14 protein-coding genes and 1 tRNA gene are annotated in these 12,464 nt (G+C 68.9%); 9 read left to right on the top strand and 6 right to left on the bottom strand.

Annotated elements, in window-relative coordinates; translation table 11 throughout:
- Positions 1–79: 79 nt before the first annotated feature.
- Positions 80–156, bottom strand: a tRNA-Arg gene (locus IP90_RS16165).
- Between the two features lie 59 nt (positions 157–215).
- Here IP90_RS16165 and ubiA point away from each other — a divergent pair.
- Positions 216–1,121 (top strand): 4-hydroxybenzoate octaprenyltransferase, encoded by a 906-nt coding sequence (ubiA, locus tag IP90_RS16160; protein ID WP_144900699.1) that lies wholly within the window; start codon positions 216–218, stop codon positions 1,119–1,121.
- 116 nt (positions 1,122–1,237) lie between these two features.
- Complete coding sequence (locus tag IP90_RS16155; protein WP_144900698.1) at positions 1,238–1,768, top strand: Rid family hydrolase; 531 nt, start codon at positions 1,238–1,240, stop codon at positions 1,766–1,768.
- A 16-nt stretch (positions 1,769–1,784) separates the two neighbouring features.
- Here the strand turns inward: IP90_RS16155 and IP90_RS16150 are convergent, their stop codons facing one another.
- The 3 genes from IP90_RS16150 to IP90_RS16140 all read right to left on the bottom strand — a co-directional run bounded on the left by IP90_RS16150 (position 1,785) and on the right by IP90_RS16140 (position 3,771).
- Positions 1,785–2,324 (bottom strand): HdeD family acid-resistance protein, encoded by a 540-nt coding sequence (locus IP90_RS16150; RefSeq protein WP_242007628.1) that lies wholly within the window; start codon positions 2,322–2,324, stop codon positions 1,785–1,787.
- Between the two features lie 152 nt (positions 2,325–2,476).
- Positions 2,477–2,950, bottom strand: coding sequence for a nuclear transport factor 2 family protein (locus IP90_RS16145; RefSeq protein WP_206751924.1), 474 nt, complete (start codon positions 2,948–2,950; stop codon positions 2,477–2,479).
- Positions 2,951–3,042: 92 nt separating this feature from the next.
- Positions 3,043–3,771, bottom strand: coding sequence for a ComF family protein (locus tag IP90_RS16140; protein WP_144900696.1), 729 nt, complete (start codon positions 3,769–3,771; stop codon positions 3,043–3,045).
- Positions 3,772–3,820: 49 nt separating this feature from the next.
- Between IP90_RS16140 and bioB the strand changes: the two genes are divergently transcribed.
- The 6 genes from bioB (at position 3,821) to IP90_RS16110 (ending at position 10,001) form a co-directional block, all read left to right on the top strand.
- Complete coding sequence (gene bioB / locus IP90_RS16135) at positions 3,821–4,861, top strand: biotin synthase BioB (RefSeq protein WP_144900695.1); 1,041 nt, start codon at positions 3,821–3,823, stop codon at positions 4,859–4,861.
- A gap of 35 nt (positions 4,862–4,896) precedes the next feature.
- Positions 4,897–6,108 (top strand): 8-amino-7-oxononanoate synthase, encoded by a 1,212-nt coding sequence (bioF, locus tag IP90_RS16130; RefSeq protein WP_144900694.1) that lies wholly within the window; start codon positions 4,897–4,899, stop codon positions 6,106–6,108.
- A gap of 22 nt (positions 6,109–6,130) precedes the next feature.
- Positions 6,131–6,940: a pimeloyl-ACP methyl ester esterase BioH gene (bioH, locus tag IP90_RS16125; RefSeq protein WP_144900705.1), complete on the top strand. Its 810-nt coding sequence runs from the start codon at positions 6,131–6,133 to the stop codon at positions 6,938–6,940.
- Positions 6,941–7,410: 470 nt separating this feature from the next.
- Positions 7,411–8,301, top strand: coding sequence for a malonyl-ACP O-methyltransferase BioC (gene bioC / locus IP90_RS16120; protein WP_144900693.1), 891 nt, complete (start codon positions 7,411–7,413; stop codon positions 8,299–8,301).
- Positions 8,298–9,290, top strand: coding sequence for a multidrug resistance efflux transporter family protein (locus IP90_RS16115; RefSeq protein WP_242007626.1), 993 nt, complete (start codon positions 8,298–8,300; stop codon positions 9,288–9,290). The genes bioC and IP90_RS16115 overlap by 4 nt, the downstream gene beginning before the upstream one ends.
- A gap of 78 nt (positions 9,291–9,368) precedes the next feature.
- Positions 9,369–10,001, top strand: coding sequence for a hypothetical protein (locus IP90_RS16110; protein WP_144900692.1), 633 nt, complete (start codon positions 9,369–9,371; stop codon positions 9,999–10,001).
- 132 nt (positions 10,002–10,133) lie between these two features.
- Here the strand turns inward: IP90_RS16110 and IP90_RS16105 are convergent, their stop codons facing one another.
- Together IP90_RS16105 and IP90_RS16100 are read right to left on the bottom strand one after the other, a co-directional pair.
- Positions 10,134–10,574: a ketosteroid isomerase-related protein gene (locus IP90_RS16105; protein ID WP_144900691.1), complete on the bottom strand. Its 441-nt coding sequence runs from the start codon at positions 10,572–10,574 to the stop codon at positions 10,134–10,136.
- Complete coding sequence (locus tag IP90_RS16100) at positions 10,571–11,572, bottom strand: pyridoxal-phosphate dependent enzyme (RefSeq protein WP_199753520.1); 1,002 nt, start codon at positions 11,570–11,572, stop codon at positions 10,571–10,573. The genes IP90_RS16105 and IP90_RS16100 overlap by 4 nt, the downstream gene beginning before the upstream one ends.
- Positions 11,573–11,742: 170 nt before the next feature.
- Between IP90_RS16100 and IP90_RS16095 the strand changes: the two genes are divergently transcribed.
- The gene (locus IP90_RS16095) at positions 11,743–12,306 is read left to right on the top strand and encodes a hypothetical protein (protein WP_144900690.1); all 564 of its coding nucleotides are present in this window, start codon (positions 11,743–11,745) and stop codon (positions 12,304–12,306) included.
- Positions 12,307–12,464: the final 158 nt, after the last annotated feature.

Raw genomic sequence — 12,464 nt, 5'->3', positions numbered from 1 at the left:
CACCGGCTTGCGCAAGGCCGAACGCCGCGTGCGAAGCACGAGGCCGGCAATCCCGACCAGAAGACCCACTGAAAGGGATTGGCGCGCCTGGAGGGATTCGAACCCCCGACCAATGGCTTCGGAAGCCACTACTCTATCCGGCTGAGCTACAGGCGCCGAGCCGCATATTGTCCATGATCGCGCCCGACGGCGCGAGTCGTTAGGCTGTCGCCCGCATGAGCTACGAACGCTATCACCCGCCCGCACCGCTCCCCGTTCCCCGCTGGCGCGAACGCCTGGACCAGTACTGGAAACTGGTGCGCGGCGACCGGCCGATCGGCTGGCTGCTGTTGTTGTGGCCGACCTGGTGGGGCCTGTGGCTGGCGGCCGAAGGCGTGCCGCCGCTATGGACGCTGTTCGTGTTCTCGGCCGGCGTCTGGCTGACCCGCTCGGCCGGCTGCGTGATCAACGATTACGCCGACCGCTGGCTGGATCCGCTGGTCGAGCGCACCCGCGGCCGGCCGCTGGCGACCGGCGTGGTATCCGGGCGCGAGGCGTTGCTGCTGTTCGCGGTGTTGATGCTGGTGGCATTCGGGCTGGTGCTCACGCTCGACCGGCTGACCATCCAGCTGAGCTTCGTCGGCGTGGTGCTGGCTGCCAGCTATCCCTACCTGAAACGCTATACCTACCTGCCGCAGGTCTACCTGGGCCTGGCGTTCGGCTGGGGCATCCCGATGGCGTTCGCGGCGGTGCGCGGCGAGCTGCCGGCACTGGCCTGGCTGCTTTACGTGGCCAACATCCTGTGGTCGACGGCGTACGACACCTGGTACGCGATGGTCGATCGCGACGACGACATCCGCGCCGGCGCCAAGTCGACGGCGATCCTGTTCGGCGACCTGGACCTGGTCGCGCAGGGCGTGCTGTACGCGTCGTTCTTCGCGGCACTGGCCCTGTGCGGGCGACAGGCGCAACTGGGCCTGTATTTCTGGTCGGCACTGGGCGTGGCGGCGCTGCTGGTGGCCTACGAATTCATGATCGCGCGGCATCGGGATCGCGACGCCTGCTTCCGCGCGTTCCTGCACAACCATTGGGTGGGAATGGCGGTGTTTGCCGGCATCGCGCTGGACTACGCGCTGCGCTGAGTGTCGTCGTTCCTTGGCATCCGGTACCGCTGTCCTGCCTCGCCGGCGGCGGATTGGTGCTTGCGTCCGGCGGCGGCGCGCGCTGCAATCGAAGCTCCTGTCGCCGGAGCACCACGATGCGCATTCGCCTGTTGATGCTGGGATTGCTCGGTACCTGCTGCGTCGCTGCCGTGCAGGCGCAGGATCCGGCCGCCGCGCCGACGCGCGAGCATCTCGCGCCGGAGGGCTGGGAGGACTCGTATCACAGCCTGCACTACACGCCGGTGGTGAAGATCGGCGAGCGGGTGATCGTGTCGGGCATTCCCGCCGGCGGGCCGGGCAAGGCCGACGAGGAAAAGATCCGCTGGATGTTCGAACAGCTCGAGGCGCACCTGGAAAAGGCCGGCGCCACGCTGGAGGACGTGGTCGAGCTGACCAGCTTCCACGTCGCCACCGACAACGCCGATTTCCGCCGTCGGATCGAACCGATGCTCAAGGTGCATCGCGAGGTGTTCCGCGACCACTACCCGGCATGGACCGCGGTCGGCACCACCGCGCTGTATTCGGCCGGTGCGCCGGTGGAACTGCGGGCGGAGGCGATCATCGGCTCCGGACGCGCGGCCAAGGCCGCGATTCCGTTGCCGAAGCCGCCGTCGCCCGACAAGTAAGGGCGACGGCGGGCGATCAGATCAGCTGCGTCTGCACCCTGCGCAGGCGGAAACCGGCGACGATCTGCACCAGGCCGTAGGCGATCGCGCCGATCGCGGCCCACAACGCGATCGTCACCAGGCCGACGCCAGGACGGGCGAAGAACAGCACGCCGAGCGCGATCGCCAGCAAACCGCTGAGCGCGAGCAACCATTCGCCCTGGACGATCTTGCGCACCTGGATCGCGAAGACGATGCGCGCCAGGCCGGCGATCACCAGCCACAACGCCAGCACCCACAACAGCGCCGAAGCCATCGCCTGCGGCTGCATGATCGCCAGCACGCCGAACGCGATCGAGATCAGGCCGTACAGCACCAGCAGCCAGCCGGGCAGCGCCACGGATCTGCGCATCGCACTGACCAGGCTGACGACGCCATCGGCCAGCGACAGCACGCCGAAAGTCCACACCAGCGCCAGTACCGTCTTGCCGGGCCACAAGAACATGACGATGCCGCACAACACCGCGACGATTCCATACACCAGGAACACCCACCAGCTGCGCGATACACCGGTCATCATGACGTCCTCTCGGCAGGGCGCGGAATGCGCCATGGCGCGTTGTTACGCCCGCGCCATGGGCAAGTCAAGCCGATGCGCGAGCACGCTGCCGGCATGCGGGGGCCAACGTAGCCGGCGATGGCCACCGGCAACGCGCCTGCACGCGGCACCTAGTGCGACTGAGGTTTCAGTGGCGTTACCTGTGACGTCTGCAGCAGCCAGCGGCCGTCGATCCTGCGGAAATGGAACAGGGTGCGCAGCGAGCGTTGCTGGGTGACATCGTTGACCTCCAGTGTCGCCGTATCGAGCGCGATGACGATGGCGTGGTCGTCGAACACGCGTACGCGAGCATCGTCGACCTTCGCCGACAGCGGTCGCATGCCGCCGGCCAGCATCTTCGCCTTCGCCTCAGGCGCATAGAAGCCGATCACTTCGACGCGGTCGTCGAGATCGCCCAGCGGCGATATCTCGAGGTAGCCAGGCGCAAGCAGCGCCTCGAGCGCCTTCTGGTCGAACTGGACCTGGGCGTCGAGTACGGCCTGGGTTGCGGCCAGCAACTGCGTTTCGGTCGCGGCCCGGTCATCGGTGGCGCGCAATGGCGCCGAGCCGCAGGCGAGCAGGCAGACGGACAGCAGGATCGGCATGGGCTTCATCGGATGCCCTTTGCAGGAACGAGGTAACCGCAGCATGCATCGCGATCCAGGCGCAGGCATCTGCCGGAAGTCGTGCGCGCGGTTCAAGGCACGCGCGCACAGACCCAGGCGTCGACGCGCGCCACGCCTGCGCGATGCAGCGCGTTGGCGGCAGCGTGCAGCGTGGCACCGGTGGTCATCACGTCGTCGACCAGGGTGACGTGATCGGGCAATGCGATGGCGGCGTCCACCGCGAAGGCGCTGCGCAGGTTGCGCCGGCGTGCGGCGGCATCGAGCCGTGATTGCGGCACGGTGTCGCGTCGCCGCCGCAGGACGCGATCGGACAGCGGGATGGCGAGTGCGCGCGCCAACGGTCGCGCCAGTTCAAGCGCCTGGTCGTAACCGCGACTGCGCAGGCGGGCGCGGTGCAGCGGCAACGGAACCAGGACCTGCGGGCGCGGCAGGTCGACGCAGGCATCGATCATCAACTGCGACAGCAGGCGGCCGCAGGCAAGGTCGCCGTGGAATTTCAGTCGAGGCAGCAGCCGGTCCGCCGGGAAGTCGTAGATCAGGGCGGCATGGATTTCCTGCAGTGGCGGCGGATGTCGCAGGCACTGACCGCAGGCGTCGGCGGCGAGCGGCAAGGGCAGCGCGCAATGCCGGCAGGCGCTGCGGTTCCAGGGCAGTGCGGCGGCGCAGGCCGGACACAGATCGCGGCCTGAGGCCCCGGCTTCGCCGCACAGCAGGCAGCGTGGCGGCCACAGCAGCGCACCGACGCGGGCACGCAGGCCGTCGACTATCCGGAGCCTGGTTTGGTTGACAGGAGCGGGCATGGTTTCCAGACTGCCGGCTTCGCAATGCGCCGTCTGTCGGAAAACCCCCATGCCTGCTGTCAGCGAACACCGCGCCCCACCGCCCGTCACGCGCCACGACTGGTCCCGCCCCGAGATCGAGGCCCTGTTCGCGCTGCCGTTCACCGAGCTGCTGCACCGCGCCGGCAGCGTCCATCGCAATCATTTCGATCCGGCCGAGGTCCAGGTCAGCACGCTGCTGTCGGTGAAGACCGGCGGCTGCCCGGAGGATTGTGCCTACTGCCCGCAGGCGCAGCGCTACCACACCGGAGTCGAGGCGCAGAAGCTGATGAGCACCGGGGCGGTGCTGGAGAAAGCGAAGCAGGCCAAGGCCGCTGGCGCTTCGCGCTTCTGCATGGGCGCGGCCTGGCGCTCGCCGAAGGATCGCGACATCCCCAAGGTCGCGGCGATGATCCGCGAGGTGAAGGCCTTGGGGCTGGAAACCTGCGCCACGCTCGGCATGCTCAGCGACAGCCAGGCGCAGGCGCTGAAATCGGCCGGGCTGGACTACTACAACCACAACCTCGATACCGCGCCGGATTTCTACGGCGAGATCATCCACACCCGCGAATTCCAGGATCGCCTCGACACGCTGGCGCACGTGCGCGACGCCGGCATGAAAACCTGCTGCGGCGGCATCGTCGGTATGGGCGAATCACGCGCGCAACGCGCCGGCCTGCTGCAGACCCTGGCCAACCTGCCGGCGCATCCGGACTCGGTGCCGATCAACCGTCTGGTGCAGGTCGAAGGCACGCCGCTGGCCGGCACCGCCGAGCTGGACCCGTTCGAATTCGTGCGCACGATCGCGGTCGCGCGCATCGTCATGCCCAGATCGATGGTGCGGCTGTCGGCCGGCCGCGAATCGATGAGCGACGAACTGCAGGCGCTGTGCTTCGCCGCCGGCGCCAACTCGATCTTCTACGGCGAGAAGCTGCTGACCACCGGCAACCCCGACACCGAACGCGACCTGGCCCTGTTCGCGCGGCTCGGGCTGCGGCCGATGGCGGTGGTCGAGGAGGCAAGCACGGTGCATGCCGACATCGTCGCCCCGGCGCAGTCCTGCGCGGCCTGATCGACAGCGCCCGAAGCCGCTATCCTGAGGCTGCCATGACGCCGCGCCCCGACCTGCACGACCGCCTGCGCGAAGCGCGTGCGCAACGCGAGGCACTGCAGCGCACGCGCGTGCGCCGCAACGTCAGTCGTCGCGATGGTGCCCGCCTGGAAGTCGATGGCCGCTGGCTGGTCGGCTTCTGCGGCAACGACTACCTGGGCCTGTCGCAGCAGTTCGGGGTGGTCGCCGCGTTGCAGGATGCGGCCTCGCGCGACGGCATCGGCAGCACCGCCTCGCACCTGGTCTGCGGCCATCACGCCGCGCACGACGCGCTCGAGCGTGAAGTCGCCGACTGGCTCGAATATCCGCGCGCGCTGCTGCTCGGCAGCGGCTTCCTCGCCAACCTCGCGGTGGTGCAGGCGCTGCTCGGCAGCGACGACGTCTGCGTGCAGGATCGGCTCAACCACGCCAGCCTGATCGATGCCGCGCGACTGGCCGATTGCCGCCTGCGCCGCTATCCGCACGCCGATGCCGAAGGCGCGCTGCGGCAGCTGCGCAGCGTGCCCGACGGCGCGGCGATGCTGGCCACCGACGGTGTGTTCAGCATGGATGGCGACATCGCGCCGCTGCGCGCGCTGATGCTGGCCGCGCGCATGCAGCAGGCGCTGGTGTACGTCGACGATGCGCACGGCGTCGGCGTGCTCGGCGCCAACGGCCGCGGCAGCGTCGCGCTCTCGGGCCTGGGTGCGGCCGACGTGCCGCTGCAGCTGGTGACGCTGGGCAAGGCGCTGGGCGGTTACGGTGCGGTGCTGGTCGGTGACGACACATTGATCCAGCATCTGTCGGAAACCGCGCGCCCGTACATCTACAGCACCGCGATCCCGCCGGCGCAGGCCGCCGCTTCGCTGGCAGCGGTGAAGATCGCGCGACGCGAGGAATGGCGTCGGGTGAAGCTGCGCGAATCGATCGTGCGCCTGCGTACTTCCGCCGCCGCGCACGGCCTGGAACTGCTGCCGTCGGACACACCGATCCAGCCCTTCATTTGCGGCAGCGAGGCGCGCGCGCTGGCCTTTGCGACCGCGCTGGAGGATGCCGGCTACTGGGTCGCGGCGATCCGCCCGCCGACCGTGCCGGAAGGCGGCGCGCGCCTGCGCATCACGCTGTCGGCGCTGCATGGCGCCGCCGAGATCGACGGCCTGATCGATACCTTGTCGCGGGTACGCGACCGTTTCCGCGACACGCCCGCGCCCGCGCCGGTCACGGTGTGAATCGATTGGTATGAACGAAGGTCTGCACATCGAAGTCGTCGGCAGCGGTCCGGCGCTGGTACTGCTTCACGGCTGGGCGATGCACGGCGGCGTGTTCGCGCCACTGGTCGCGCGATTGCGCGATCGCTACACGCTGCACCTGATCGACCTGCCCGGACACGGCCACAGCCGCGATGACGACACGCCGCTGGCGCTGGAGGCCTGCGTCGACGCCATCCTCGCGCGCACGCCGCCGGCGCTGTGGATCGGCTGGTCGCTGGGCGGCCTGTTCGCGCTGCACGCCGCGGCCATGTCGTCGCAGGTGCGCGGCCTGGCGATGATCTGCGCGACGCCGCGTTTCGTCATCGACGACGGCGTCGCCGGGCGGCCGTGGCCGCATGCGGTCGCACCGCAGGTGTTCACTCAGTTCGCCGCTGATCTTGAGGACGATTACCGCAGCACGCTGGACCGTTTCCTCGTGCTGGACACGATCGGTGCCGAACACGGCCGCGAGGAGTTGCGCACGCTGCGCCAGCAATTGTTCGCGCGTGGCGAGCCGGCGCCGCGCGTGCTGCAGCAGGGCCTGTCGTTGCTGGAGGAAACCGATCTGCGCGACGCGTTGCCCGGCCTGCGCGTGCCGAGCCTGTGGATCGCCGGGCGCCGCGACCGGCTGGTGCCGCCGGCCGGCATGCGCGCTGCGGCGGCGCTGGCGCCGGGCGGCGAGTATATGGAGATTGCCGGTGGTGGGCATGCGCCGTTTTTGGGGCATGCGGATGAAGTCGCTGCGGCGATCGACGAATTCGCTTCTGCTTCAAGCCGTCATCCCCGCGAAGGCGGGGGCGAAGCGCCGTGATTGCGAGCCACTGGCTCGCGCGGCGCAGAGCGCCATCGCGCCATGCGCGATGGCCGGGGGTCGCAAGACCCAGCGACTTTGGCCGTTGCGTGCGCGTGGACCGTGCAAGACCGCACGCTGATGGCTTCATAGCGTAACGGTGAATAGAGGCATAACAAAAGCTTCAAATCAAAAAAGCAGTGCTTCCGCCCGCTGCGCGCGCGGGTCACTTTCTTTTGCTGACCCAAAAGAAAGTAACCAAAGAAAAGGGTCTTCCCCGATCAGAGCTAACGTTGCGGTGGATAGTCCTCGGAGATTTTCCGACTCGCCCTCCTGGCTCGGTCGGAAAACGGCGGCCATCCATGGCCGCCGCCCTCCGGGTCTACGAACTGAGTCAGCGATTGCCACTTGGCGCCAAGATCAAAAAACTGAAATCCAGCCCCAGCCCCAGCCCCAGCCCCAGCCCCAGCCCCAGCCCCGACCTACCCCGCATGCCCGCCACTCCCCCCGATCTGTTCGATACCCGCCAGGTGCGCCGCGCGTTTTCGCGGTCGGCCGGTCATTACGAATCCGCGGCGGCACTGCAGCGCGAGGTCGAGTCGCGATTGCTCGAGTCGCTCGATTATCTCGACGAGAGGCAGCCGCAGGTCGTGGTCGATCTTGGCTGCGGTCCCGGCCATGCCGCGGCGGCGATGCGCAAGCGCTGGCCGCGGGCACGCATCGTCGCGCTCGACCTGGCCCTGCCGATGCTGCAGCAGGCGCGCAGGCAGAGCAGCTGGTGGCGACCCTTCGACCGTGTCTGCGCCGACGCGCGCGCGTTGCCATTGGCCGACGGCAGCGTCGACGTGCTGTTCTCCAATCTGTGCGTGCAATGGGTCGACGATCTGCCGGCGTTGTTCGCCGAGTTCCGCCGCGTGCTCAAGCCCGGCGCGCGCCTGCTGGTCTCGAGTTTCGGGCCGGAAACGCTGATCGAGCTGCGTGACGCTTTCGCCCATGCCGACGCGGTACCGCACGTGAGCCCGTTTGCGGCGATCGGCCAATTCGGCGATGCGATGGTGCAGGCCGGCTTCCGCGATCCGGTGCTGGATCGCGACGTGTTCGTGCCCGGTTATCCGGACCTGGCCGCGCTGATGCGCGAACTGCGCACCCTCGGCGCGACCAATGCGCTGCGCACGCGCCGGCATACGTTGACCGGGCGCGCACGCTTCGCCGCCGCTGCGGCCGCGTACGAGGCAGAACGTCGCGGTGATGGTTTGCTGCCGGCGACCTGGGAAGTGATCTATGCGCAGGCCTGGGCGCCGCCGCCGGGCGCACCGATCCGCGTCGAAGGTTACGAAGTGACCGCGGTGCCGGTCGCGCAGATTCCGATCCGGCGGCGATGAGCCTGCGTCGACGCGCGCTGTGGGCGGTGGTGATCGCGCTGGCTTCGGCGCTGTTCTTCACCGTGACCTATGTGTTCAACCGCGCCGCCGCGGTCGAGGGCGGGCACTGGGCGTGGACGGCTTCGCTGCGTTACCTGTTCACCCTGCCGATGCTGTTGCTGGTAGTGCCGTGGCAGGGCGGCGCCGGGCCGGTGCTGCGCGCGATGCGCGCGCGACCGTGGCCGTGGCTGCTGTGGAGCGGGATCGGTTTCGTGCTGTTCTACGTCTGCCTGACCTATGCCGCGGCGAGTGGGCCGTCGTGGCTGGTGGCCGGCACGTTCCAGCTCACGGTGATCGCCGGCATGCTGTGCGCGCCGCTGTTGTACAACGACCATCGCGCGCGCATTCCGCGCGCCGCGCTCGGCGTCGGCCTGCTGGTGCTGGCCGGCGTACTGTTGATGCAGTTCGGCCATTTCGAGGCGGGCATGGATCGCCAGGCGTGGATCGCATTGGCCTGCGTGGCGGTGTCCGCGTTCGCGTATCCGCTCGGCAACCGCGGCCTGCTGCTGCAGCTGGAACGCGATCGCGTCGAACTCAATGCCACCCAGCGCGTGTTCGGCATGACCCTGGCCAGTCAGCCGTGCTGGATCGCGCTGGCGGCGTTCGCCTGGTGGCACGCCGGTGCGCCATCGACCGGACAGCTGTGGCTGGCGGCGGGCGTGGCGCTGAGCGCGGGCGTGATCGCCACCGTGCTGTTTTTCCAGGCCACCGGCATGGTCCGCGACAATCCGACCGCGCTTGGCGCGGTCGAAGCGATGCAGGCGGCCGAGATCCTGTTCTCGACCATGCTCGGCGTGGCCTGGCTGGGAGAGGCCTGGCCGCAGCAGCAGGCGTTGCTGGGCGCATTGCTGGTGATGGTCGGCATCGTCGCGTTCGCCTGGGTGGTGTCGCGCGATGCGGCGGGCGACCCACGCGCGATGCAGGACCTGCGCAGCGACCGCGGGGCGTGAGCCGCGACGCGTCTGCGCTGCGATGATTCAGCCGACGCGTTCTAGACTCGCCGCGTTTCCGCAATGCCTGGAGGGCGCATGAGGCCGAGACATCGCCGGGCGATCGCGTTGCTGTCCGTGTGCCTGACGGCTGCACCTGCGATCGCGCAGCAGCGCATCCACATCGACGGTAGCGGCGACCTGCAGCAGGCCCTGGCCGGCATCGACCTCGATGCGCTGGTCGCCGAAGCCGGCGGCGTGCTGATGCGCGCACCCGACAGCGCCATCGACGGCCTGTTCCAGGCCGTGCACGCCTCGGCGCAGGTGCCGCAGGAGGCCGAGACGATGTGCAGCCTGCTGGAACCGGACGCCGACCGCAGTCTGTCGGCCATCGGCCAGGCCGCGAACCGGCTCGGCGCCGGCAGCCGCGAACGCTTCACGGTGGCGATCGCCGAGATCGCCACCACTGGCCTGCAGAATCCGCCGCAGGCCTTCGATCCGGTCGCCGCGCGCCAGGTGCTGAAGTCCGCCGGCGTCACCGCCACGCTGTTGCACGACGGCTTCCTGCTCGGGCTCAACAGCACCGGCAGAGATCGCGCCAGCCGCGACGCGCGCTGCCGTTCGATGCGCTGGATGCTGGATGCGCTAAAGGACGTGCCGCTGGCGCAGCGCGCCTCGGCCACGCGTCTGCTGCTCAACGAAGGACTGACGCTGCTGGCGCAGTCGCGATGATCGGCAAGATGCGGAACCGAGCATAGCGACCGGAGGACTTGTGCGTAGCGTGCGCTGCGTTCACGAAATGCGATCAAAAAGCGTGGATGCGATGCTTGCCTGGCGATGTTTCCATCGTGCGCGCAGCGCATGCTACGGCGTCGAACCGCCATCGACCTGCGCCAGCCATTCCTGCAGGTTGTAGTAATTGCTGACGCGCGCGATGCGGCCGTTGCGGATCTCGAAGAACGCGCCGCCGGGCAGCTGGTATTTCTGGCCGCGGGCCTTCGGCAGGCCGCTGTCGTCGGCGAGGTATTCCCCGTGCACGACGTATTCGGCGGCGGCGCGTTGGCCGTCGGGCGAGCTCATCACCACGATGTCGGTGAGCTTCTCGCGATAGCAGGTCGCCATGCGCTGCAGGAAAGCCTCGAACTGGGTGCGGCCGGTCTCGCGCGGTCCCTGGTTGAGGTCGTGCACCACCTGTTCGTCGAGGCAGGCGAGCATCGCGCTCCAGTCGCTACGATTGAAGGCCGAGTAGTAGGCCAGCACCAGTTCGGTTGCGCGGTCGTTGCGACGCGTGCCGTCGATCTTCATGGCTTCTGCTCCCAGGTGGACAGGCGCTGGTCGGCGAACAGCGGCAGCGCGTCGAGATCGACGTTGCCGCCGGACAGGATGATACCGACCCTGCGCCCGGCGAAGACGTCGCGATGCGCCAGCACCGCGGCCAGCGCGATCGCCGAGGACGGTTCGACCAGCTGCTTGGTGCGCTGCCAGATCAGGCGCATGGCGGTGCGCGTATCGCGGTCGTCGACGGTCAGCACCTGCACGGCGAGCGCGCGCAGCAGCTGGAAGTTCGGCTCGCCGAGCGTGCCGCGCAGGCCATCGCAGATCGTGTCCGGTGTGAACTCGGTGACGCGCACGCCGCGTTGCAGCGAGTCACGGGTCTCGGCCGCGCCGCTGGGTTCGGCGCCGATCACCCGGCATTGCGGTGCCCGCGTCGCCGCCGCCAGCGCGGTGCCCGAGGACAGGCCGCCACCACCGACCGGCGCCACCAGCAGGTCGAGGCCGGGGACGGCATTGAGCAGCTCCAGCGCGGCGGTGCCCTGGCCTGCGATCACGCGTGGATCGGTATAGGGATGCACCAGCGTCGCGCCGGTGTCGCGCTGCATTTCCGCGCAGCGCGCTTCGCGTGCGGCGATGGTGGGCGCGCAGTGGTGCAGGGTCGCGCCGTAGGCCTCGATCGCCGCCAGCTTGGAGCGCAGCGCGCCTTCCGGCACCACCACGTGGCAGGCGATGCCACGCAGCTGCGCCGCCAGCGCCAATGCCGCGCCATGGTTGCCGGACGAGTGCGTCACCACGCCGGCGCTGGCCTGGGCATCATCGAGTGCGAACACCGCATTGCAGGCGCCGCGGAACTTGAAGGCGCCGGCACGCTGCAGGTGTTCGGCCTTGAAATGCAGTTCGCAGCCGGCGAGGGCATCGAGCCCGCGCGAACGCAGCACCGGCGTCGCATGTGCATGCGGCGCGATGCGGGCGGCGGCGGCGAGGATGTCGGGAAAGCCGGGCAGGGAAGGATCGGACAATGAGGTCATCGGTTCAGCGTAGCGGATGCGTTGCCGGGCTGCTGCCTCCGGCTGGCACTCGCGGGGCGGCCGGCCTCATGTTCGACATGCGGCTTGCGACGCTGAATCGTTCACGGGCCGGCTTAAGCGGCGATTCAACGCCGGCGGCCGATGCTGCGGGGAATCCCGGGGGATCCATCATGAACATCCGTGTCCTGCTTCTTGCCCTGGCCAGTGCGCTGCTGCTGGCAGGCTGCGTCACCAGTGCCGGCTACGGTTATGGCAGTGGCTATCACCGTGCTCCGGGTACCGTCCAATACCGCAGCAACCGCGGCTATCCCTACGGCTACTACGGGGACTACTACCGCTACGGTTCCCCGTATGGCTATGGCCCGGGTTACGGTGGCTATTACCGTTACGACCGCTATTACGGCGTACCCGGTTACTACTACCCGCGTTACAACCGGTACCCGCATCACGGCCGGCCGGGCTATCCGCACCATGGCCGTCCTGATCATTCGCAGCGTCCGCCCGGCAACCGGCCGCCGAGCGGCAAGCCGCCGTGGCGCGAACTGGACAAGCTCGGCCCGCCGACCCAGGGCCGGCAGATCGCACCGCCCAGCCAGTCGATGCCGCGTCCGGCGCCGGCCGTGCGGCCTTCGGCCCCGGTGAGCCGTCCTGCCATCCGCTCGGGCGAAGACGGCCCGCGCCGGGGACGCGATTACTACAAGCGCGGCGGGGTCGAACTGCCGCCGCGTGATTAGGGAGTTGACGAAGCTGAAGCGAGAACCGGCAATTCGCCGGAACGCGACCGCCGTCGCGAACTGGAACTTGCAAACTGCTTGCACTGACCGCAAGGCAGTCGCACTCTAGCCACTAATGACCGAACACGTCGGTTTGCGACGTTGAGTTGTTGAGGTCG

The organism is Luteimonas cucumeris (assembly GCF_007830035.1).
Lineage (GTDB): Bacteria > Pseudomonadota > Gammaproteobacteria > Xanthomonadales > Xanthomonadaceae > Luteimonas_C > Luteimonas_C cucumeris.
This window is presented reverse-complemented; position numbering and strand designations above follow the sequence as displayed.